This window comes from Ammoniphilus resinae, assembly GCF_017873965.1.
Classification (GTDB): domain Bacteria; phylum Bacillota; class Bacilli; order Aneurinibacillales; family RAOX-1; genus Ammoniphilus_A; species Ammoniphilus_A resinae.
In genome coordinates, this window is the sequence record NZ_JAGGKT010000003.1 from 254,481 (window position 1) to 277,197 (window position 22,717).

General features: G+C 40.8%; 24 protein-coding genes. 13 read left to right on the forward strand and 11 right to left on the reverse strand.

What is annotated here, in order from left to right; translation table 11 throughout:
- Positions 1 to 31: 31 nt before the first annotated feature.
- From J2Z37_RS08415 to J2Z37_RS08430, 4 genes are read right to left on the reverse strand one after another with little or no spacing between them, the layout of a single operon-like run.
- Positions 32 to 1,249, reverse strand: coding sequence for an NAD(P)/FAD-dependent oxidoreductase (locus J2Z37_RS08415; protein WP_209809797.1), 1,218 nt, complete (start codon positions 1,247 to 1,249; stop codon positions 32 to 34).
- Positions 1,239 to 1,547: a (2Fe-2S)-binding protein gene (locus J2Z37_RS08420; protein WP_209809798.1), complete on the reverse strand. Its 309-nt coding sequence runs from the start codon at positions 1,545 to 1,547 to the stop codon at positions 1,239 to 1,241. The genes J2Z37_RS08415 and J2Z37_RS08420 overlap by 11 nt, the downstream gene beginning before the upstream one ends.
- Positions 1,548 to 1,560: 13 nt before the next feature.
- Positions 1,561 to 1,818: a (2Fe-2S)-binding protein gene (locus J2Z37_RS08425; RefSeq protein ID WP_209809799.1), complete on the reverse strand. Its 258-nt coding sequence runs from the start codon at positions 1,816 to 1,818 to the stop codon at positions 1,561 to 1,563.
- A 39-nt stretch (positions 1,819 to 1,857) separates the two neighbouring features.
- Positions 1,858 to 2,778: an AEC family transporter gene (locus J2Z37_RS08430; protein ID WP_209809800.1), complete on the reverse strand. Its 921-nt coding sequence runs from the start codon at positions 2,776 to 2,778 to the stop codon at positions 1,858 to 1,860.
- A 165-nt stretch (positions 2,779 to 2,943) separates the two neighbouring features.
- On the opposite strand from J2Z37_RS08430, the gene J2Z37_RS08435 reads away from it, so the two are divergent.
- From J2Z37_RS08435 to J2Z37_RS08445, 3 genes are all read left to right on the forward strand, one after another.
- Positions 2,944 to 3,372 (forward strand): ATP-binding protein, encoded by a 429-nt coding sequence (locus tag J2Z37_RS08435; RefSeq protein ID WP_245203660.1) that lies wholly within the window; start codon positions 2,944 to 2,946, stop codon positions 3,370 to 3,372.
- A gap of 123 nt (positions 3,373 to 3,495) precedes the next feature.
- On the forward strand, positions 3,496 to 3,861 hold the full coding sequence (locus tag J2Z37_RS08440) for a DUF1516 family protein (protein WP_209809801.1): 366 nt from the start codon (positions 3,496 to 3,498) through the stop codon (positions 3,859 to 3,861).
- Positions 3,862 to 4,040: 179 nt separating this feature from the next.
- Positions 4,041 to 5,537, forward strand: coding sequence for a tagaturonate reductase (locus J2Z37_RS08445; protein WP_245203661.1), 1,497 nt, complete (start codon positions 4,041 to 4,043; stop codon positions 5,535 to 5,537).
- On the opposite strand, the gene trhA is transcribed toward J2Z37_RS08445, so the two are convergent.
- From trhA to bacA, 3 genes are all read right to left on the reverse strand, one after another.
- Positions 5,534 to 6,181, reverse strand: a complete 648-nt coding sequence (gene trhA / locus J2Z37_RS08450) for a PAQR family membrane homeostasis protein TrhA (RefSeq protein WP_209809803.1) — start codon at positions 6,179 to 6,181, stop codon at positions 5,534 to 5,536. The genes J2Z37_RS08445 and trhA overlap by 4 nt on opposite strands.
- A gap of 126 nt (positions 6,182 to 6,307) precedes the next feature.
- Positions 6,308 to 7,255, reverse strand: coding sequence for a 3'-5' exoribonuclease YhaM family protein (locus J2Z37_RS25985; RefSeq protein ID WP_209809804.1), 948 nt, complete (start codon positions 7,253 to 7,255; stop codon positions 6,308 to 6,310).
- Between the two features lie 32 nt (positions 7,256 to 7,287).
- The gene (gene bacA, locus J2Z37_RS08460) at positions 7,288 to 8,085 is read right to left on the reverse strand and encodes an undecaprenyl-diphosphate phosphatase (RefSeq protein ID WP_209809805.1); all 798 of its coding nucleotides are present in this window, start codon (positions 8,083 to 8,085) and stop codon (positions 7,288 to 7,290) included.
- Positions 8,086 to 8,228: 143 nt separating this feature from the next.
- Between bacA and J2Z37_RS08465 the strand changes: the two genes are divergently transcribed.
- Positions 8,229 to 9,317 carry an S-layer homology domain-containing protein gene (locus J2Z37_RS08465; RefSeq protein WP_209809806.1) on the forward strand — a complete coding sequence of 363 codons (1,089 nt, stop codon included), beginning with the start codon at positions 8,229 to 8,231 and terminating at the stop codon, positions 9,315 to 9,317.
- Positions 9,318 to 9,406: 89 nt separating this feature from the next.
- On the opposite strand, the gene J2Z37_RS08470 is transcribed toward J2Z37_RS08465, so the two are convergent.
- Together J2Z37_RS08470 and J2Z37_RS08475 are read right to left on the reverse strand one after the other, a co-directional pair.
- On the reverse strand, positions 9,407 to 9,595 hold the full coding sequence (locus J2Z37_RS08470) for a hypothetical protein (RefSeq protein WP_209809807.1): 189 nt from the start codon (positions 9,593 to 9,595) through the stop codon (positions 9,407 to 9,409).
- Positions 9,596 to 9,705: 110 nt separating this feature from the next.
- Positions 9,706 to 10,203: a hypothetical protein gene (locus J2Z37_RS08475; RefSeq protein WP_209809808.1), complete on the reverse strand. Its 498-nt coding sequence runs from the start codon at positions 10,201 to 10,203 to the stop codon at positions 9,706 to 9,708.
- 225 nt (positions 10,204 to 10,428) lie between these two features.
- Here J2Z37_RS08475 and J2Z37_RS08480 point away from each other — a divergent pair, with 225 nt between their 5' ends.
- From J2Z37_RS08480 to J2Z37_RS08515, 8 genes are all read left to right on the forward strand, one after another.
- Positions 10,429 to 11,253, forward strand: coding sequence for a squalene/phytoene synthase family protein (locus J2Z37_RS08480; RefSeq protein ID WP_209809809.1), 825 nt, complete (start codon positions 10,429 to 10,431; stop codon positions 11,251 to 11,253).
- Positions 11,254 to 11,851: 598 nt separating this feature from the next.
- Complete coding sequence (locus J2Z37_RS08485; protein WP_209809810.1) at positions 11,852 to 12,544, forward strand: response regulator transcription factor; 693 nt, start codon at positions 11,852 to 11,854, stop codon at positions 12,542 to 12,544.
- Positions 12,522 to 14,699, forward strand: a complete 2,178-nt coding sequence (locus J2Z37_RS08490) for a sensor histidine kinase (protein WP_209809811.1) — start codon at positions 12,522 to 12,524, stop codon at positions 14,697 to 14,699. Before J2Z37_RS08485 ends, J2Z37_RS08490 begins: the two co-directional genes overlap by 23 nt.
- Before the next feature lie 142 nt (positions 14,700 to 14,841).
- Entirely contained in the window at positions 14,842 to 15,414 is a 573-nt protein-coding gene (locus J2Z37_RS08495) for an RNA polymerase sigma factor (protein ID WP_209809812.1), read from the forward strand.
- A gap of 136 nt (positions 15,415 to 15,550) precedes the next feature.
- A complete protein-coding gene (locus tag J2Z37_RS08500; protein WP_209809813.1) occupies positions 15,551 to 15,700 on the forward strand; it encodes a hypothetical protein in 150 nt (49 codons plus the stop codon).
- A gap of 142 nt (positions 15,701 to 15,842) precedes the next feature.
- The gene (locus J2Z37_RS08505; protein ID WP_209809814.1) at positions 15,843 to 16,739 is read left to right on the forward strand and encodes an NAD(P)-dependent oxidoreductase; all 897 of its coding nucleotides are present in this window, start codon (positions 15,843 to 15,845) and stop codon (positions 16,737 to 16,739) included.
- Positions 16,740 to 17,008: 269 nt separating this feature from the next.
- Positions 17,009 to 18,808 carry a monovalent cation:proton antiporter family protein gene (locus J2Z37_RS08510; protein WP_209809815.1) on the forward strand — a complete coding sequence of 600 codons (1,800 nt, stop codon included), beginning with the start codon at positions 17,009 to 17,011 and terminating at the stop codon, positions 18,806 to 18,808.
- A 230-nt stretch (positions 18,809 to 19,038) separates the two neighbouring features.
- Complete coding sequence (locus J2Z37_RS08515; RefSeq protein WP_209809816.1) at positions 19,039 to 19,470, forward strand: DUF2935 domain-containing protein; 432 nt, start codon at positions 19,039 to 19,041, stop codon at positions 19,468 to 19,470.
- Between the two features lie 73 nt (positions 19,471 to 19,543).
- Here the strand turns inward: J2Z37_RS08515 and lepB are convergent, their stop codons facing one another.
- Positions 19,544 to 20,110: a signal peptidase I gene (gene lepB, locus J2Z37_RS08520; RefSeq protein ID WP_209809817.1), complete on the reverse strand. Its 567-nt coding sequence runs from the start codon at positions 20,108 to 20,110 to the stop codon at positions 19,544 to 19,546.
- Between the two features lie 104 nt (positions 20,111 to 20,214).
- A complete protein-coding gene (locus tag J2Z37_RS08525) occupies positions 20,215 to 21,201 on the reverse strand; it encodes an LLM class flavin-dependent oxidoreductase (protein ID WP_209809818.1) in 987 nt (328 codons plus the stop codon).
- Between the two features lie 209 nt (positions 21,202 to 21,410).
- On the opposite strand from J2Z37_RS08525, the gene J2Z37_RS08530 reads away from it, so the two are divergent.
- Positions 21,411 to 22,652, forward strand: coding sequence for an LOG family protein (locus J2Z37_RS08530; protein WP_209809819.1), 1,242 nt, complete (start codon positions 21,411 to 21,413; stop codon positions 22,650 to 22,652).
- Positions 22,653 to 22,717 lie beyond the last annotated feature (65 nt).

The window sequence follows — 22,717 nt, forward strand, 5'->3', positions numbered from 1 at the left end:
CAGATGTTCCTTTTGTACCGGAAGTTAGGGACTATTGAGCTGATTGGCTTGTCAAAGTTTCCTCCCAAAGAGCTTGCATTTTCCTTCTTCCGAGCACGATCTCGGGATGAAAGGAGATGCTGGCTTCTTCTCGAACCCGCTTGACCTTTTGCATGGCCTCTTCGATTAGTGGTGCCATTTTCTCAAGATTATTTTGCAGTCTTCCAATAATTGATAACGCCGCTAGTTCACCTTGGGCCATAGCCACTTTTGCACCTTCAATTCCGGTGATATTCCCTGCAACATAAAGTCCAGGAAGAAGAGTTTCAAGTTGCGCACTGTGAAGTGGAATTTGTCCACCCAGTTCTGGCAAATTTACAAAAGGACAGCCCGCTAATGCAGCGAGTTCGGCTAGCGGATAAAGCCCCCCGGATATACAGACACAATCCACTTCAATAGATTGTGTCTGGTGATTTAAGATTTCCCCTTCGACTGTAACATCAGCCAAGATGACACGTTCTACTTCATCTCTACCTTGAATTTCAATCGCTGCTTTACGCAACATGAGCGGGATATCCCAAATTTTCACGCCTTTTCTAGGGTAGAAGCGCGCCGCTTGATTTACAGGAACGGCTTTGGCTAAATTTCCCGCCATCCGGAGAATTGGACTAGGGGCCAAATGAGACATATTACTCAAAGCAGCAAGGTGAAATCTCGGATCCGCTTTCTGTCCGCTAAATGGACTTGGCGGAGGCAGGACCATGCCAACGACGTCGACACCTGCCCATTGCAGTTCTCTAGCAATAGTCAACGAAAGGATATCAACGCCAACAATCAGGACGCGTTTACCTGGTCGAACACGCTGCAGGTTGCACAAGACTTGAGCTGCTCCAACAGCCATGACACCTGGGATTGTCCATCCTGGGATCGGTATCGGGCGTTCTGCGGCACCAGTAGCTAACAGGACATTCGGTGCGCGAAGATCCTGATGATTGTTTAATGAAACCTTCCAAGTAGGAAAGATCGACCATACCTCTCGTTCGAAAAGGAAGGTAACCCCTAGATCGACAGCTTGGCTGTACAGCTTTTTGGCTATTTCTCCTCCGATCCACATACCCTTTTTTGGTTCTTCATATAGCTGACCAAGAAGTTTTCCTCCCGGATAGGGTGTTTCATCTACTACTGTTACCTTGGCCCCATAGGAAGCGGCTTGAATTGCGGCACTTAAGCCCGCGGGTCCTGCCCCAATGATGATTAAATCATTCTGCATCCCAGTTCTCCCCCCCAGAAGTGATGACCATATGATGTTCAACGGGGGTAATGCATGCCCGTTGGCTTCGCACACCATTAACTGTTACTCTACATTCAAAGCAGTGTCCAATCCCACAGTAAAGCCCACGGGGGTGTTGTTCCTGTTCTGTCCATCTTAATGTTCTGACTCCATTTGCAAGCAGAGCAGCGGCAATCGATTCACCTTCCATTGCTTGATAGGTTTGTCCATTGAAGGTGATCGAAACCGTTTGACGCTCTGCCATAGGTCCTAAGATGGGATGACTTAAAATACGCATTCCGTCAGCTCCTTTATTCTTTAAAAAAATCTTGCAGTAGTAGGGGACGCACAGGCAGGCGATAACCTGAAATCTGATAGACCGCGGCTTGTTCTTTTTCCGACGGAAGCAGTTTCTCTACTAATGGTCTACATGTTCGCCCTTGGCAAATCCCCATCCCCGCACGTGTCTGAAGTTTAACCTCACGAATCGTACAGGCCCCTTCTTGAACTGTTTTGCGGATGGTTTTAAGCGGAATTTCCTCACAGCGGCAAATGATCATCTCATCCATCTTGTTCACCTCCTTTCATTAAAACGGCATACTGTCTAATTAAAATAAAAGCTTGGATAAATAAATGACTAAAGTCATCGTCACCGCACTTAAGAGAGTTGATAGTAAGACGGCCTGTGCTGCGAATTCTGGTTCATTATCAAACTCCAAAGCGAGGGATGCACTGTTGCGGGAAGTAGGCATCGCACTGGCGATTAGCAGGGCTTGTGCGGTGATCCCTTCCAAACCGAAAAGCAAGATTAAAAAAAAGGCGATTACGGGTGCAATCAACAGGCGAATGAAGGTGCTTACGAATACGGCTAAGGAATTTTTATTGAAAACTGTGACTGCAACCTGAGCCCCAATGGTGATCAAAGCAATCGAAATCATTCCGTTTGCTGTTGTGCGGATTGGAACCATGATGGAATCTGGAATCTTTATTTCTCCAAAGTTTAGACAGAAGGCAAGAAATAGCGTATACAAGATCGGCATTTTTACTAATGTTAGCAAGGAATTCTTCAATCCTTCTTTTGCCGCACCAGCATTAAAAAGCCCAAGCGTGAAAGTAACTAATATTTCGAAAACAACAACGACAATTTGGATGGACATAGCATACGGATCGTGGCGAAAAACCAGGTCATTGAGCGGCAATCCAATATTTCCGTTGTTGCTTAGAATAATGCTGTTTTGGAAGCTAGCCTTCATAGATTTTCCAAAATGCATCAGTCGAGAGACACCCATTCCAATCAAAGAAACAATAATTAATTGCAAAATGAGAAAACCCATAATACTAGCCAATAGGACTAAGGAAATTTTCGTCTCATATATTTTAATAAACGCAATTGCAGGAATAAAAATATACATGAGAAGTTTGGAAAGGGTCTTCATATCTAACTGGAAAAAACGGTTAACAATCATTCCTATTCCAATTAGGATTAAAATTGGCAAAATAATTTGTTCCAGGATGGTAAGAAATAACAATTCCGGTACCTCCTTCTATGACATTTAGTTTACACTTATCATAAGAAGTTGTGGAGTATTTTTCCAATATATTGAATCGATACGAATGATAGTTTTTTCCTATAATTAATCAGGTGCTATCTCATTCTCATTTTTACCTACAAAATGATATACTTGTGTTTGGTTATGTCACTTTTGGATGAAGGAGAAAGTATGTTAGTCGAGAATATCTTTTCAGAGAATGATATCTATGTAGCCTTGAGCCGGACTCGTTATCTGATTAAAGATCTTCCGTTCTCTGATTCTGATAAGCAGGCTATTTTTGTCACAATTATGGAGCTTACCAGAAATATCTTAATCCATGCGGGGAGTAAAGGGGTTTTCACCTGCGATATTGTTGATAATGGGGTGCGCATTACCGTACGTGATTTCGGGTCAGGCATTCGGGATTTGGATGAAATTTTGAATGGCTCTTATAAATCGAAAACAGGTCTTGGACTCGGACTAGCAGGTTCTAAGCGATTGATGGATGAGTTTAAGATTAAAACATCTTCTAAGGGAACAGAAATTGTTGCTTTTAAAAGAATCAAACCAAGAAGAATGCGATCATTTTAGTAAAAATTCACAAATCAGTCACAAAAACTAAGTATCTCTCTCCCATTTTCCACAGAAGTTTATTTATAATCATTATGGAAAACACTATGAAGATGAGGTTAATGAAAGAAATTAGGAGGTCACATGTCTGAGAAACTAATAAATATTTTTTATCAGTCACACGCCGGATCTTGGTTCTTTTTGATTCTCTTTTTTGTAATCAGCTATATCCTTTTAAGTAAAGGAAAAGTGGGAGCAGGACGTATTACGCAAATGCTTTTCCGCTTGTTTATGCTGATCATGTTAATCAGTGGAATAGGCATGCTAATTGGCTTTTCCTTCCCGCTAATTTATGTCATTAAAGGAGTTTTAGCTGTAGCCTTAATAGGGATCATGGAGATGCTACTTGGCCGGGTAAAGCGTGGAGAAGAGGGGAAGACCTTCTGGATTTTGTTTGTTGTATTACTCCTGCTTGTTTTACTTATTGGATTCAATGTTATTTCGTTCTAACCTGTATTATTTGAAAAAGGACTCATCACGCCTGATCAAGGTGATAATGGTCCTTTTTTTCTTTACTAACTTTTTGAAACGAGCCGTGTCCTTTTCTAGAGATGACAAAATCCAACCCAAATGATATGATAATTGGGAATTATATATATAATTTAAGTGCAAAGCGGGGATGATGAATGATGAACCGATTAAGCAAAGAACTTTTTCCGGATATTATTGAGGAGGCACTACCAGATCGGATCATTCAATTCGGTGAGGGGAATTTCTTGCGTGGTTTTATTGATTGGATGGTGCACCAACTCAATAAACAGGGACTGTTTAATGGAAGAATTGTTGCTGTCCAGCCCACCCCACACGGAAAAGTCGTCCCAAAGCTTAATGCACAGGACGGACTATATACATTAATTCTTAGAGGGTTGGAGAATGGCCGAATTGTAGAAAAGGTTGAGATTATCTCTTCGGTGAGCCGGGGTATTGATCCTTATAAGGATTGGCCGAAAGTCCTAGAAGTCGCCTGCAATCCAGAAATCGATTTTGTTTTTTCCAATACGACAGAAGCCGGACTTGTCTATTTGAAGGAAACCTTTGAACCGCAAAAATGCCCCATTTCTTTTCCAGGAAAGCTTACGGCTTTCTTATATCATCGTTTTCAAACGTTTGAGGGCAGCCCGGATGCGGGATTAACCATCCTTCCATGCGAATTGGTAGAAGGGAATGGCCATCTTCTTCGCAAACTTGTTTTACGGCATTCTGAAGAGTGGGGGTTAGAGCTTCGTTTTCTGGAATGGGTGGAAAAGCATGTACAATTCTGCAATACATTAGTGGACCGTATTATAACTGGATATCCTGCAGAAGAGATGGACTACCTTCGCATAAAATTGGGTTATGACGATGAACTGCTCACAGTCGGTGAACCTTATCACCTATTTGCCATAGAAGCTCCTCCGGAAACTGCTGATGCATTGCCCTTCTTACAAATTGGCTTGAATGTTCACTGGGGAGATATTCGTCCTTTTCATCATTTGAAAGTGCGTATTCTAAACGGGGCCCATACGATGTTCTTTTCTGCCGCTTTATTAGCAGGGAAAAATACAGTAGTCGAAGCGATGCAAGATGATATACTGAGGTCCTATTTATTACAGGGAATTTACCGTGAGGTCCTGCCTTGTTTGGAAGTCGGGATGGATCAAAAGAAAGCTTTTGCAGATTCTGTGATGGAGAGACTCTCAAATCCATTTAATCAGCACCGTCTTTTAGATATTGCTCTCCATTCTGTATCGAAGTTTAAAGTTCGCCTTTTGCCTACGCTACTCGAAACAGTCAGTGTGCAACATAAACTTCCTGCAGCAGTGGCTTTTTCATTGGCATCTCTAATAGCTTATTATCAAAATGTCCATTTAGATGAAAACGGTTCGATTGTGTTTGAACGTGAAAGGGAGAGTTATGTCCTGCGTGACGACCTAATAACGGTGAACTTCTTGAAGCAAGCTTGGCTGTGCTATGATGGGTCTGATAGATCACTGCAGGACCTGATAAGTTATATATTTGCCCAACATACTTTTTGGGGCCTAGATTTGAATACCATTCCCGATTTATCGCAAATTGTATTTAAGTATCTGAAAGGGATTCTTAGAGACGGAGTAATAAAGGCTTTACAAAGGGAACTCCTGTCTTAAAGCAAGGGAAGCACATAGAGAAATATCGTGAAAAAATGAAAGGCTGTCCCTGCTAAAACGAATAGATGCCATACTGCATGGTGGAAGGGAAAGCCCCGCCATAAATAAAAAACAGTGCCAAAAGTATAGAAGATTCCACCAGCTACCAATAGTCGTATTCCATCTTTTGAAAGGCTTGTAATTAGTGGATCCCAAGCAATAATCATCAGCCATCCCATTACAATGTAAATAAAGGTGGAGAAGTAGACAAATCTTTTGGTGAAAATGATTTTAAAGATTGCCCCCGCGACAGCAATACTCCAGATTGTATAGAACAGCTTGGACCCGATACTTCCTTTGATGACAATAAATAAAAAAGGGGTGTAGGTTCCTGCGATGAACAAATAAATCGCCGCATGATCAAGTGCTTCGAATAAATCCTTCAGTTTTCCTTCAGGAAAACTGTGAACCAATGTCGAAGCAGAAAACAAACAAAACATGGTTATTGCATATGTTGTTAAGCAGATAATCTGGATCGCGGACCCTTTTTCGTACGCATGGATGATAAGGAAAAAGGAGGCGATCATACTAAGTAATGCCCCGATCCCATGTGTAAGTGCATTAAGGAATTCTTCCCTTTTCGTGTAGCAGAATGTCTTGGTCATAATCTCCCTCCTATTTCACATCGTGCAAACATCATATGAACAGGGATTAAGATTGTGCCTAGTATGCCCGAATTTCCATGAAAAGGTAGCAATTATGAAAAAAAAATCGGCATTGGGCCGATTTTTTTATTCTAAGTTTAACTTGTACATCCTTCCGCCATCGATTGCTCGAATCGATGTTACACAGGTTTCATTGCTTGCAGAAATCATATCTTCAACTGCCTGCATGCGTGAATCCAGCATATCAATTTGCGATAAGGCCAATGCTTCAGGTAATTGGGGCAAGACTGGACTTCCATATTCCAGTTTGCCGTGGTGTGTTAAAACGAGATGCTGTAAAGCGGTAACGACGTCGTCTTGTGGTTGAATGTGGAATCGAAGGGCTGCTTCATGGATCCAATTGCTGATGATTGAAATATGTCCGAGAAGGTTTCCGCGCATTGTATACTCTGTAACAATCCCCTGTTCACCGCCTTCAAATTCCTCTACCTTGCAGAGATCGTGCAAGAGAATTCCTGATTTTAACAAATCTTGATTTAAAAAAGGACGTTGTTTGCATACGAAATCTGCAAGCTCCAACATTCTTACCATATGGTAGGCAAGGCCACCGTAGTATGCATGGTGAACACTTTTTCCAGCAGGATATGACAAGAGCTGCTCCTTTACCCTTGAAACGCAAAACTCAACAATCTGTTTCATTTTTGCATGGCCAATGCTTGCTATGGTATTATCGATGATCGCTAATAAATCGACAGGTGGAACCGGTGCAGTTTTCACAAGGTCAGAAACTTGAACCCCATCTTCATCAGTTGCTAAGCGAATCTTTGAAACTTTAGCCTGAAGTTTTTCACGATAGAGGGAAACAGTTCCTTTAATCTTCACCACTAATCCAGCAAAGTACGTTTCTTTATCCATGTCAGAAATATCCCAGAACTTAAGCGGGATTTCCCCTGTTGTATCGGAGATCACCATATCTAGGTAATTTTTATTATCTGCTGTCTGTTTTACTGTAGCGTTCTTAATTAAATAAAATCCAAGAAATTCACAGCGATCTGCCATATCTTTTATGAGCACTGTGATTCAACCTCCCCCATGAATCTTTTTATCTAACGAAGAAAAACCAAATAGAAAATAATAGCTAAGATAAACCGATAGTAAGCAAAAGGCGTTAATTTGACTTTCTCCAAGATTTTCAAGAAGATCTTAATGGCAAACATAGCCACAATTAAAGCCGCGATAAAACCGGTTAAAAAGAGGGAAAGATCATCGATGGTAAGAAAATCCCTGCTTTTATATAAGTCAAGCGCACTAGCAGCAGCCATAATAGGAATAGCCATGATAAAAGTGAATTCGGCAGCCGCTTTATGGCTTGTCCCTAGTAAAAGTCCGCCAGCGATGGTAGCACCAGAACGCGAAAATCCAGGCCACAAAGCAAGACATTGAAATAGTCCGATACCGAAGGCTTGTTTATAGCTAATGTCATCTATGGTCGGTGATACCGTTTGGGAATGGAATTTCTCTGCGAAAATCATGAAAATACCGCCAACGATCAACGATAGCACAACCGTGTATGGACCAAATAAGTAGGCTTTAATCAGGTCACGTGTGGCTAATCCAACAACCACAGCAGGGATCATGCCCAAAATAATATGTAGCAAATTCATCTGTGGTCTCCCCGTGCTATCTTTTCGCCAGTTAAGCATCGATAGGATTCGTCTCCAGAACAGAATGGCTACGGCACTAATGGAACCTAATTGAATGACAACCTCGAACGTTTTTGCCCGTTCATCAGTAAATCCGAGTAAATGTCCCGTGAGAATCATGTGTCCTGTAGACGAAACAGGCAGAAACTCCGTCAGCCCCTCAACAATCCCCATAATAATTGCAATCCAAAATTGTTCCATACATATCCTCCATCAAGTGAAATAAACCATGTATTAGCTTAACATAAATTGTTACATGAGAAAATCGTTTCACCCGCCATATATTTCAATTCTTCAACGAATCCTTTTTATGTGGAAAAAAATACCAAATAGGAGGCAGAAAATTGAAGCTAACCAAACTTCCCCTCTTTTATTGGCTGTTGGTTATTTTTTTGGTGGGATCCTTTGTTGTGATTCCTACCCCGGATGCGTGGGCAGAGAAGGGATCAGCATATGCTGTTCAGTGTATTGCGGATCAAGAAGCTGTGGGTGAGGAAGGGGTTATCAATTACCACATTCTTTATCATCGTGTAGAAAATAAAAACAATACTCATTCTTGGATCAAGGTAAAAGTTCCAAAAGGGCTGGAAGTAATGAAGGAAGATATACAAGGTGGAAACTGGGATGAAAAAAATCGAGTAATCAAGTGGCAATTAGTGAATAACGAAAATAAGAACAATAATGTTATTCATTTTAATCTTAAGGTTAAACAGGGAGTGCAGAAAGGATCTGTTCATGAACTAGGTTGTTTATTGGAAAGCAATGGGGTTGTAGTGGGAGAAATCCCAGCAGTAAGGGTTAAGATCGCTACGCAAATAGATCAACCGTTTTTCACAGGATTTCCAGACGGCCATTTCTATCCTGAGGCATACCTTACAAGAGCGGAAGCTGCTGCAATCATCGCCCGAGTGAAAAACTTAAACCATGGGAAAGCCACTGTACACTACACAGATGTTCCAAAGGACCATTGGGGTTTTGATTACATTCATCAGGTGACACGAGCTGGTTTTATGAAAGGTTTTAGTGATGGCAGCTTCCATCCAAGTGAACGTATATCGAAAGCTGAGGTTGTGACCATTTTGCTTCGGTTAAGAGGAGTTAAAGAACTTCCTTATGGGAAGGGACATTGGGCGAAAGAAAATTTGAATACAGCTAAGGCATTAAAGTGGATTAAGGAAATAGGAGGAATGGATGATTTGGACCGCCCAATCGTGCGTGCAGATGCTGCTAAGTTATTTGATACTGCTTTTTTTAGAGGTCCTCTCGAAGACGGAGAGATGATAGTGAAGCAGCATTTTCCTGATGTTCCACGAGACTATTGGGCTTTTCACTGGATTGAAGAAGCATCAAAAGAAGCCCATGAGGCCGTCTATAAAAATAAGGGAGTAGAAGAATTAATTCGTTATCTACCACATTTGACTAAGTCCTTCTAATGAAAGGAAAGGCCGACCTTATTGAAAATAAGGTCGGCCTGCCATGTATAACAGGGGAGAATTTGGTGCATACTTGGTAGACACTGATGCTACCCAATTGTATCTTGCATTGCATCGGTATTCTGTAAGGCATGCTCCCAACTTGGAAAGTAGAAAAGGGCGTTTCTCATCAGTTGGGGGTATGCAGATTTAATTTTCTTTTTACTCAAGGACTCACCGTTTTCCTGAATTTTTCTAATCTCCGTTAACACCTGATCTACACTCATGTCCGCTTCCATTCTACCACTCCTTTAATGTCATTTTATAACTTTTACATTACCTACTATTCCCCTCGTGTTAGAAAATTAAAACAAATATTTGCAAGTTATGTCGAAAAATGAGTTTTTCCTTAATAGATCGGAAAAAACAAATGGACACAAAAAGCCACACCAAAGGTTAATGCCATGGTAAGGTGAAACTTTCTGCGGAAACCGGATGCTCTTCTTCTCCGCAGATAACCTGCAAACAAGGTAAAACAAAGGAAGCCGATACCAATCATTCCACTAATCATTTTTGGGTGTGTAAGGTCCAAAGAAATATTTTGCAGCATGATTCCAGCATGTAAAAGTATGACGGCAGTACCAGTTACAGCAATTGGTATATGCAGCTTCATCAATTTTCTCGACCATTTAGCCAACATAATTTTTATGTTTCGCTGGGGGGAGTGACGAATCACTAAAAAAATAAAATACATATTAATATTAATAATAAACAAGAGGATCCCAAGCTGGGCAAAAAGTTGCCCAGTAACAATGAGGGTGGAGTCATGTTCGGCAAAAAGCCAAATATAGAGGGCTGAAGCGAAAACAAACAGTGAATTTAAGCTGATCCAAATATAATAAGGCATAACATTTATTTCCTTTCAAAGACGTTTTTTCATTCACATTATACAAATAATACCATTTATCCCCAAGTGATGGGGATTACATTTATTGTCAGATTATGCGCTTTCCCCGGGAATAAAAATAACACAACTTTCGTACAAAATTCTTATTCTTTGGTGTATGCCATTTTTATGCTATAATTCAAGAAAATCAAGTGAAGTTGTCGAAGAGAAGGGGGGTATTCCTAGATGAGTGAACAAATTGATTTACAGAAAAAGGCGATGGACATGTTGCTTGCGACAAGCCGAACATTCTTTATTCCAATTAGTATTCTCACACCAGGGCTTAAGGAAGCTGTTGCATCCGCCTATTTATGCATGAGAGCAATCGATGAAATAGAGGATCACCCCCAATTGCAATCTGAAGCAAAAATACATCTTTTGCGTTCTATGAGTCAAAATCTACAAAAACCGTTTGATGAAACGGAATGGAGAAAAATAGCCGAACCATACCAAGAGAAGCTTCCAGAGGTAAGCCTCCAGATTGGGGATTGGATTAAACTCGCTCCATCGGCTGTTACCCCAACGATTATGAACGCGACTGCAGCCATGTCCCAGGGGATGGCGAATTGGGTGGAAAAAGATTGGAGAATTCAAACCGAGGCTGATCTTGACGATTATACATACTACGTAGCAGGACTAGTGGGGGTACTACTTTCTAACTTGTGGGTATGGTATGACGGTACGGAGACCGATCGGGAGTTGGCTGTTGGCTTTGGAAGAGGTCTACAGGCGGTTAATATTATTCGGAATCGTGAAGAAGATTTGGCACGAGGAGGAGTAGACTATTTCCCAGATGGGTGGGAAATGAATGACATGTTTTTATATGCAAGGCGTAACTTGGCCTTAGCAGATGCCTATTGTGAACAAATTCAACCAGGTCCGATCCTCAATTTCTGCAAGATTCCATTGGCTTTGGCCCATGGAACCCTAAAAGCTTTAGAATCGGGAGCAAGCAAGTTAAGCAGAGGAGAAGTCATGGAAATCGTTGGTCGAGTGGCTGAATCAAACTAATGGGAAGCGTACAAGTGGAATGGGTGATTCCGCGAGTACGTTTTTTTATTTTGTCTTTTATCACCCCTTTTCCCTATTCCCACACTACAGATGTAACTTTTTGAACATTATGTGAACTTATATGTATGACTGAAACTTTATTGTTCTGATTGGCGTACACCATAAGGAGGGAAGAAATAGAGTCCTTTCGAAGAGCTGTTATAGTATAGGAAAGGGGAATGCATATGTTTTTTGAATTAACCGAACGGAAGTGCAGAAGCTGTGGTGTCAAGTTAACCGAATTTGAAATAGAAGAAAAAGAAGAACATTGTATGGATTGTTTTACGGAAAAGCGAGAAAATAATCTGCAATGATTGATTTAGAAGTGGACTTTGAGTCCATCTAAAATGGATGCTTAGAGACAGCCAATGGATTGGCTGTTTTTTCGTTTTGTACACAGAATCTTTTTGAAGTTGAAAGGGGGAATTTTTAAGAATAAATGCTACTAAACTTAAGAAATTCTTAAGGATTATCCTTGTGGGATCTTAAGAAATGAACTCTATAATAATCCCAAGGATAAAGAAACCACATGCTATACTAGGGAAAGGGGGTTGAGAAGATGAATCCATACTGTGTTTTAGTTGTTGATGATGATAAGGAAATAAGAGATGCGATAGAAATCTACTTAAAAAATGAAGGGCTTTCTATCGTTCAAGCGAAGGACGGAATTGAAGCCATTGAAAAACTACATGAACATGATATCCATTTAATTATTCTAGATATTATGATGCCGCGCTTGGATGGAATCTCCACAACGTTCAAGATTCGTGAAAATAAAAACATACCTATCTTGATCCTTAGTGCCAAGAGCGAAGACACAGATAAGATTTTAGGATTGCAGGTTGGGGCGGACGATTATATTACCAAGCCTTTTAATCCTTTGGAATTAATTGCCCGTGTAAAATCACTGTTAAGAAGGTATGTCTCTTTAGGAACGTATGACGGAGTAGAGAGGGTCATTCAATTGAATGGCCTTACGTTGAATGAATCAGCTAAAGAAGTTACTGTACATGGCGAGGCAGTTAAACTGACTCCGATTGAATATAAAATTGTGGAATTATTGATGAAGAATGCCGGACGTGTATTTTCCATACACGAGATCTATGAGCGAGTTTGGAAAGAACCGGGTTATAATGCAGAAAATACGGTTGCCGTACATATCCGGAAAATTCGCGAAAAGATAGAAATAGATCCGAAAAATCCTAGATATTTAAAGGTGGTTTGGGGAATTGGCTACAAAATGGAAAAATAAATTAATCATCCTAGCGTGGCTTCTGTTGTTCACATACGGACTAAGTAGCATAATGACGGGAGTATTACACGGAAGCGAATATATAAATAAAAATTATTTTCAAACAAACCAGTTTACTTCTCAACTGGATCAATTTATTGACCAATTAAGCCGCTTTGAATTGGATCGTGTCAGTTTGGAAGAGGCTAAAAAGTTGATCACCGTCAGCCAAGAAGAAATTGAGGAACATCGTTACCGTTATGGGGATTTGCCCGAACAAATTGCTAATATCAATGGGCAATATGAGTTGAAGATCCATGAAGCAGAGCAAAAGGAAGTAAGGGATGCGATTATTTCTGAACGCGATCGCAAAATAGAAGATATCACGCAAAACTTCAAAAGTGATGAACACGTACGGAAGAAGATCATCAAAGAGAAAGAACAAAAACTAGAGGAATACTATCATCAAATAGAGCAAGACCGGGCAGAATTTGTCAAATCAAAAAGTGTTTTTCAATATCGCTTAACAAACACAGAAACGGGACAGACATTTACAAATGTCACTAAAGATACGGAAAAAATTGACCTGAAAGATATGCTGTTTATCCGCCAATATCCTTCACCATCAAGCGATTACCTAAGGACGGATGGGATGAGTGATGAATTAAATCAGCTACTTTCTACGAGAAATGGAGGTATTTATGAAGGGCAAGTTGCCATTTCAAAGGATTCTGTTTTAGTAAAATCTGTTTTGCCAGATTATTATCAGTTTGAAAAGAGGCAACGAACCTTTTACATCCTTGTTATAAGTGGACTCATTGCCTTTTTGCTCAGCTTATACGCTTTGAAAAAGATGCCGGTTCTTTCACCCTTGGCACCTGAAAGCTGGCAATTGAAATATAATCGAGTCCCTATTGACCTGGCAGCCGCGATCTTCGCCTTCTGTGGACTTATTACTCTTTTCCTGCTCATGAAAAATTATCCGCTTTACCTGTTGGAATATTCTTATGAGCTCACTTTGAGGGTAGTAAAAAATACAATAATTACATCCTTGTTCGTTGCGCTCTTATTTAGTCAAGGACAATTCCTGATAAAAAGAATGTCGAATAAAGAATCCCTAAAGGTTGAATGGGTAAATAGCCTTGTTTATAGAGCCAATGAAATGCTAAAGGAAGCGTTTCTTCATCGGCACATTGGTACACAGGTCGTGCTCCTTCTAGGGATTGCCTTTGCACTTGGCGCTGGGATGATCATCACGTTGATACAACCTGTATTTATTTTGCTTTATGGCCCTATTACTCTTTTCATTGGCATCCCTGTTTTGGTCATCATGATAAAACGGGCAGGATACTTTAATCGTATTGTAATGAACACGGGGGAGTTAGTACAGGGAAAAAACGTAATTGATCTACCCGTTGTGGGAAAATCCTTGTTTGCAACACTTGCTGGACACATTAATGCTTTAAAACAAGGAGTAAAATCCTCCCAACGTGAACAGGCAAAAAGCGAACGATTGAAAACAGAACTGATTACGAATGTCAGTCATGATTTGCGTACACCATTGACTTCCATCATTTCCTACACTGAACTGTTGAAAAAGCAGGATCTTACCGAGGAAGAACGAAATAGCTATGTCCAAATCATTGACCGCAAGTCCAAACGTTTAAAGGTATTGATCGAGGATTTATTTGAGGCGTCCAAAATGGCGAGTGGAAATATTGACCTTGCCCCGGAAAAAGTTGACCTTGTTCAGCTTTTACAACAGGCACTTGCCGAATACAATGAACAAATCCAACAATCGAGCCTGCAATTTCGTGTCGCGACCCCAGATTTCCCCGTATACGCAGTTGTCGATGGTCAGAAGATGTGGCGTGTTTTTGAAAACCTAATTGGTAACATTCTTAAATATGCACTAGAGAATACAAGAGTCTATATTTCTCTCATTGAGGATATGGATAGGATTGTAATCACTTTTAAAAATGTGACTAAATATGAACTTGGTGATAACATTGACGAAATGTTTGAACGATTTAAGCGCGGTGACACGTCGCGGCATACAGAAGGATCCGGACTCGGTTTGGCGATTGCCAAATCAATCATTGATTTACATGGAGGAATTCTAGATTTAGAGGTCGACGGGGATTTATTTAAAGCAACTGTACAAATAAAACGGTAAAAAATGTTCTTTAATTTGCTTAAGAAAAATGATATAATTAAATAAATTAAAATTTAATATCTTTTAATGAAATTTGGAGGAGCCTGTCACACAAGGCTCCTTTTTGCGTTTTTTTAGGAACCGGGTACAGGAGGACGTGCTCTTGAAACTTTTAGATACATTTTGGAAAGGGGATCGGAAACGGAATACGTTACTTGACGATATAAATGATTTTTACCAGAAAAATAATCGAATGGTTTATGCTTATTTTTTGAAAGTGACGGGTTCTCAGGAAGAGAGCGAAGAATTGACACAAGAAACCTTCTATCAGGCAGTAAAATCTGTTCATCAATTTAAACAACAATCTTCCCTAAAAACATGGCTATTACAAATTGCAAGGAATGTGTACCGCAATAATGTACGTTCATGGGCGAGAGATCAAAAACTATTTTCGGTCTCTGAAGACATCGAAATGCATGGTGACGATACGCATAATCCCCTTCGTATTTCCTTGCACAATCAATCAAAAAACGAAATCCGCAGCATTTTTCAAAAACTTCCGGATGATTACCGCGATGTCCTTATTTTTAAAGAGATAGAAGGTCTGACACATGAGGAGATTTCGCGTATTTTAGGAAAAACCCCCCAATCCACAAAAGTTCTTTTATACCGAGCGAAACAAAAGTTTAAACAATTATATGAAAAAGAGGTTGTACGTTATGAGGATACGATATGATACCATTTGGTAAGAGGGGTCTGACCCCAATCGGAATTTGTTGAATTCTAGTTTGAAGAGACTTTTATAGTTGAAATCAGACAAATTTCGGCTGGGGTCCGATCCCTTTGAAATAATATTTAACGGAGGAACATTCATGCTAGCAAAGTTGCTGCTATACGGACTGGCCATTACCATCAATCTCTATTTTGCTAATAAAAAAGTCGGAAGAATGAAACTCTCCTTACAAATTGCTGCGGCAATGTGGGCTATTGTTGGCGTTATCGATATCGCTACTTCTTCATAGCGGGAGACGGGATTGTAGAAAAGGCAATCTTGAACGGTCTGAAAGCGATCAGTTCAAGATTGTCTTTTTTATCTAATACATTAGGAGGAAAACAAAGGAAGATTGTAGAACGTTACTATTAACAGATGAAGGGAGCATGGAAATGAAGATAGGGTATATTGGTCTTGGAGTCATGGGTTCACGGATGGCAATGCGTTTACTAGATGCTGGTTACACAGTTACCGTATATAATCGGTCACCAGAGAAATTACGGGGGATCCTTGAAAAAGGGGCGAACCCTGCCAAGGATCTTTCTAGCCTCGTCAACCAGTCTGATGTGGTTTGCAGCTGCTTATCCATGCCTTCTGACGTGGAGCAAGTATATCTTGGGCAAGAAGGTTTATTTGAACGAGCTGAAAAACCAACCCTTTTTATTGATTTAACCACTGTTGGAAGGGAAACAAGCGTTAAACTTGCCGAGGCAGCCAAAATAAAAGGCCATGAATATCTGGATGCACCAGTAAGCGGTGGACCGGAAGGTGTTGAGCAGGGCACACTAACGATTATGGTTGGTGGGGATAAGGGAAGTTTTGTAAAGGTACTGCCAATTCTTAATAAATTAGGTGGAAATGTACAATACCTTGGGGAATCGGGGAATGGGAGTGTAGCCAAGCTGTTGAATCAAATTTTGGTTGGTGTCCATTCTCTCGCAGCATCTGAGGTCATGGTTTGTGGTGCATCCTATGGGCTGAACCCGGAACAACTTTATGATATTTTAAAGACAAGTTATGGGGAAAGCCGGATGCTGCGCCGACATATGGAAAATTTCGTCCTAGACCGTAATTTTGCACCGGGCGGTGCATTAAAATATCTTCTCAAAGACATTCGATTAGGAAACAAGATTATGCAGGGGACTGGTCTGGAAGATACATTGGGTGAGCGGGCTGAACAAGTTTTGGCATATGCGCAGGAACAGGGGCTCGGTGACCTGGATATGTCATCAATTATCATCCCATTGGAGAAAAAAGTAGATACGGTTGTAAAACGGGAAGTAAAATAAATTTCAATAGGATATCGATATGGGAATAGATCCCCCACTTAAACTACTTTCGTTTCGAAAAGTTTTGAGTGGGGGTTTTACTGTCCGTACATGCCGGTTAAAATAGAATAAAAATGGGGTCAGACCACAGTCGAAATTTGTCAGATTCATTCAAAGGGAGAACTTCCTATAAGTTTACCTTTTGAATAGGACCAAAGGTGGTAAATTTTTTATATCTGATAAGTTTCGATCCGAGTCTGACTTCTTATGTTTTATTTGGGAGGAAAACGATGCTTTCTTTAATGATTGTTGTAGGATTGATTTTTATCATTCCCATAGTATTAGAAAGGTTGAGGTGGAATTTCCTGCCTGTTGTTGTCGTTGAAATTATGGCAGGAATCATTCTTGGGAAAAGTGGGTTAGGATTCATTCAACCAAATGAATGGCTAACGATCCTTTCTTCTTTAGGGTTTATATTTTTAATGTTTTTAAGCGGACTAGAAATTGATTTCGAATCATTCCAGACAAAGAAAAAAACAGCGGCAAAAATAAATCCAATTTGGATTGCATCCCTTACCTTTCTGCTAATTCTGGTTATTTCTGCGGCTTTTGGGTATGGTTTTCAGAGCTTCGGTTTTGTAGGTGATGCGATCTTTATGACTTTGATTATCTCCACCATTTCTTTAAGCGTTGTTGTCCCAGTTTTAAAGGACAAAGGGATTACAAACACCCCTTACGGACAAAGTATACTTGTCACAGCGGTAATTTCAGATTTTGCCACGATGATTCTTCTTTCTGTCTATGTTGCCTTCCAATCGTCAAATGCGATGAAACCATTGCTGTTGCTCATCTTATTTGTGGTAATGTTTTTCTTTTATCGTATGGGGATTCGTTTTAAAAAGGGTAAAATTATGGAACGAATATCACGCGAATCTGTCCAGATAGGGACACGTGGCGTCTTTGCTCTTATCTTGTTTTTTGTTGTGCTGTCGGAACAGGTTGGTGCGGAAAGTATTTTGGGGGCGTTTTTGGCTGGGGTGATTATTTCTCTCCTATCTCCTAAGAAGGAATTCGTACACCAGCTGACTTCCTTCGGCTTCGGATTTTTAATCCCAATCTTCTTTTTTATGGTTGGGGCCAATTTGGAGCTTCGCGAACTGATACATGACATGCCTGCATTAGCGATGATTCCCTTTATTCTAATCAGCTTCTTCGCTTCTAAATTTTTGCCCGTTTTATTATGGAGAAAATGGTTTAGCTGGAGCCAAACCCTTGGGGCAGGCGTCCTCTTGCCGTCGACTTTAAGTTTAGTGATTGCAGGAACAGAGATTGGTCTTGAGCTAAAAATTATTACCCCTACGTTACAGGCTGCTTTAATACTAAGCGCGGTGATCTCATCCATTTTCTCGCCCATTCTTTTTCAAAGGATTGCCCCTGAAGATCAAAAAGACCTTGTTAGAAAGAAGGTTTCCCTTGTTGGTGCAAACACAGTTAATCTAGCTTTGGCTAAGCAACTCTATCAGGATGGTTACGATGTCATAATGTATACGTCGGACCAAACTCTGTTCACACAGGGGCGCTCCTACGATTTTGAGACGATCAGTTTGCAGCAGATGAACCCGGAAGAGTTGGCGAAATATCATGCAACAGATAGTGATTATCTCGTGGCCTTCACAACGGATGATGAATTAAATGTTCAGTTGGCCAATTGGGCAAAGCAGGAAGGGGTGGAGAATGTCATCTGCCGTTTGGATACGGAGGAAAGGGCCAAGGACTTAGAGGAAGGTGTTCAAACCTTTTCACCTTTCCTCTCAAGTCGAATCTTGTTGCAGGCTTTAATTGAATATCCCGCTCTCTTTAAATTCTTGCATATGGAACAGAATATGCAAGAGGTACAAATCGAAAATGAAAACCTTCATAATCGTTTAATAAAAGAGCTTTCCTTCTTAGGAGATGCTCTTGTTATCCGGATTTTCCGTGAAAATAATATGATAATTCCCCATGGAGATACACAAATTAAATGGGGGGACATCCTGTTAATCAGTGCTGATGCCGAACAGATTTCGATGATTCGACAGGAATGTTCCTAAACCAAGTATTGAGGTGGGAAAATGGTAGAAGCATTAAGCTGTATTGCCCTTCTCGCAGTCACCGGAGTATTTGCTAACATTAGAAAGTATTAAGATTGAAAGAAGGAAGGAAGGTCGTCCTGGTGGAAGTCTAGGGTGGCCTCTTTTCTTTTCCAATCTATAGAATAGGCACTTCTCCTATTTTTTTGCATAAAATGCAAAGGAAGTACCTAGGAGGGGAATGGGGAAAAATGCAATTTTATTATGATGAGAAGATGCCTTTACGGATTTTGGATGAAGGTGAATTCTGGAAGCATCAGGAGTCTGAACATACAGTCGTAATTAGACAATTGGTAAAAAACCTCGAACCTGCATTTGTAACAAGCCTGGAAAAATGGGAGTTGGCGTTAAAAAAGACCCAGGGTTTGTTTGTCCGTTATATTGAAGCAGTAGCCAGGTCAGGAAAACATGTTAGTCCCTCACTTCTAAGGGAGATTAAATCATTGGTGGAGTTTGCCTTGCATCAAAGCGAACAATTTGTAAAACTGCTGAACCAACTCGAGGCAGAAAGCAATGCAATAAAAACTAATCCAACAGCAAAAACCGTGGTAGATCATATCCGGAGAGAATCTGAATACTTCATGGGGATTACGGAAGCGCTTTTGTCGAAAGGGATGCTCTAAGGGGACTTGAGGGATGGGCGGACCAAGGAGGTCCGCTAATAGGAAAAACCGGTGAAATCACCGGTTTTTTTCTTTAAAAAAGTTTAACCCCTAACACATGGTCGATGGGAATACTGCCAATCATTCGACTATCTCTGCTGTTATTACGATTGTCTCCCATGACGAAAAGGTGGTCTTCAGGAACCTCTATTGGCTCACTGGGGATATTGATCATCATTTTTTCTTTGATATAAGGCTCATCAATTTTTGTGCCGTTTCGATAAAGGATGCCGTCCATAAATTCCAATTTGTCACCGGGTTTCCCGATTATGCGTTTGACCCACAGGTCATGCCCACCTTGACGATCAAAAAACTTGGACTCCACCCATAACAGAATAGGGTTTTCTTCTATCTCATTCCAAAAACCTCGGGGCTCGTTGACCCGGCTGTCAATAATGACAATATCACCATAGTTGTAGGAATCATAGTTTCTTAGGGTGTGATTGATTTTTGAAACAAAGATGCGTTGTTCGTCCTGTAGGCTTGGGTCCATAGAATGCCCGGAAACTCTAAATGGCTGAAGAAGAAAAGCAGTAATAAGGACAGACAGGATGATGGCAATCACGATGGATTTCGTCCAATCCCACAGATGCTTGACCATAAATTTTTTATCCCCCTTTTTAAAACAGAATGCTATTACATTATACGTTATTTTTACATGTTACGCATTAAGGGGGGATCTCCCATATTTACAGAGGAGATAGCTTAATCATTTTCTTGAGGAAAAAGTTCGGACACGATCTCATAGGATCTTATACGGGCTTGATGATCAAAGATCTGAGCATTGACCATCATTTCATCTGCCTTTGTTACCTTTTGGAATGCTTCTAATTTACTCTTAACCTCGTTTGGACTGCCCACGATGGAAGCTTGAAGCTTCGGTTCTATGGCTCTTCTTTCGTATTCACTCCATAGTTCATCCATATTTTTCACCGGTGGTTGCAGGAGGCCGGGGCGTCCGCGGACAAGGCTTAAAAATTGTTGCTGCATGGAGGTTGAATGGAAACGAGCTTCATCCCCATCATCTGCCGCAACCACATTCACGCCAACCATGGTATATGGTTCTTCAAGCCATTCAGAAGGCTCAAAACTGCTGCGATACAAAGCAAGGGCCGGAAGTGTAAAATCTGGAGAAAAATGGCTGGCAAAAGCAAAAGGAAGACCCAATTGTCCTGCCAAGCGTGCACTAAAGTCACTTGAGCCAAGAAGCCAGATCGGAATGGTAAGGCCTTCCCCTGGAAATGCACGAACTGCCTTTCTTTCAACTGGATTTAGAAAAGAGCGCAATTCTTCGAGAAGCTCTGGGAACTCAAGCCCTCCCCGCAAATCACGGCGTAAAGCCCTTGCAGTTTGTTGGTCAGACCCCGGGGCCCGTCCTAAACCAAGATCGATTCGCCCTGGAAACATCGATTCAAGTGTTCCAAATTGTTCTGCGATGACCAAGGGGGCATGATTGGGCAGCATAATCCCGCCAGATCCCACCCGGATCTTGGATGTTCCTGCAGCTACATAACCAATGACAACAGAGGTTGCGGAACTGGCGATCCCTGGCATATTGTGATGTTCGGCTAACCAGTAGCGATTGTACCCCCATCTTTCTGCATGCTGTGCAAGATCAAGGGTATTGCGGAAAGAGTCAGCAGGCGTTCCACCTTCTATAACAGGGCAAAGGTCGAGTACAGATAATTTCATATCTTTTTCCTCCGAATTTTCATTTGTCTATAGTTCTATTCTAGTTTTTCCAAAACATCCAGGTCAACCTCTGGGGTGTAGGAGAGAGTATTTAGAGGTTGGAAGGATGGGGAACCCGAGGAGATAGCTGGTTCAAATGTATAAAAAAGATGTTCCAAATCACACTAGACAGTAAGTCAAATTTCATCATAAGAGAGGTTGGGAAATAAATGAATGAAATTGAACTACATGGAACTCTTTTTTACGAGCCTTCTACCAATGAGTGGACAGGATCTGGGACCGGATGGTATATAGAAAAAACGGATGGAAATCTGGCCAGGATTACCTTTGAGGAACCCATTACGTTTGACAAACGTCAACCATTTAAAAACGATAGTTACAGTCTATCGATAAGCAATATTAATGAAAACGGCGATGTAGACACCTATAACGTGGATGAGGATGGATTTGTCATTACCTGGAAGGATTATTCCGAGGAGACCTGTATTGCCTCTTTTCAAGTGTTTGGGACGAAGGTCTGTTTTGTTCCGAATGATCGGGCTTTAGGTGTTGATGAAAGTGTGGCAGATATTCATGCAGCAGAGCTGCTATTTAGCTATGAAGCGAAATACGGTGTGATTACCTTGATGGGATCTGGGAGTATTTCCTGTAAGGAAATAGCTGAAGAAAAGTATAAATCCCTGCAAATTGAGGCAGGGCACTTAAAGGAAAGAATGGAAAAGGAGAAAGATTCCTTTTGCAAACAGCTTTTGCAAGATAGAATTGATCGAATAGAGCGAAGGAAGGCGCGACAAAAAAGAATCATTGAAAAAAGCTCGAAATATTGGGACTCGGCCTATAGGTTTGGGGAGTTGTGGGGGAGGTATGCCGCACATGAACAAGAAAAAGCCCTTGAAGGCTGCTATGTTCCAATTTGTACCGGTGGCGGACCGGGGATTATGCGCGCGGCTGCGCAAGGGGCAAGAGACCAGAACGCGCACATTATCGGGATTGATTGTCAGTTTGGGGTGGATAACTTTTTTAATTTAAAAGACAGTTATTCAGTATACTCGAACCAAAGATTGCGAATGAATAATTTCTCCATCAGGGAAGGGGTTTTAATTAATTATTCGCATGTTATTTTGTTTTGGCCAGGTGGCTATGGAACGGCTTGGGAAGTGTATGAGACTCTATCCAAAATTCAAACCAACCATTTGCGCAGACATCGAACAAAGGCTATTTTTGTTCATCCCGAATATTGGGAGCCATTTTTTAAATGTATTGATCATATGCGTGAATATGGGGCGATTAACAGCTATGGTGATCGAGTCAAAATTCCTGGGGTGGACGATCAGGATCCAGATGAAGCATATATTGCAGAAGTAGCAAATACGCCGGAAGAAGCATTTGAAATGACCAAAGCTTACGTAGAGGAATTATTTAAAAAGAATCAGTTAACACTTAAGGCTTAGGGAATGGTAAAAACTGTATTAAAGTGGATTCGAAGAAGAAGAATACTTCGCTATGAGATAAAATA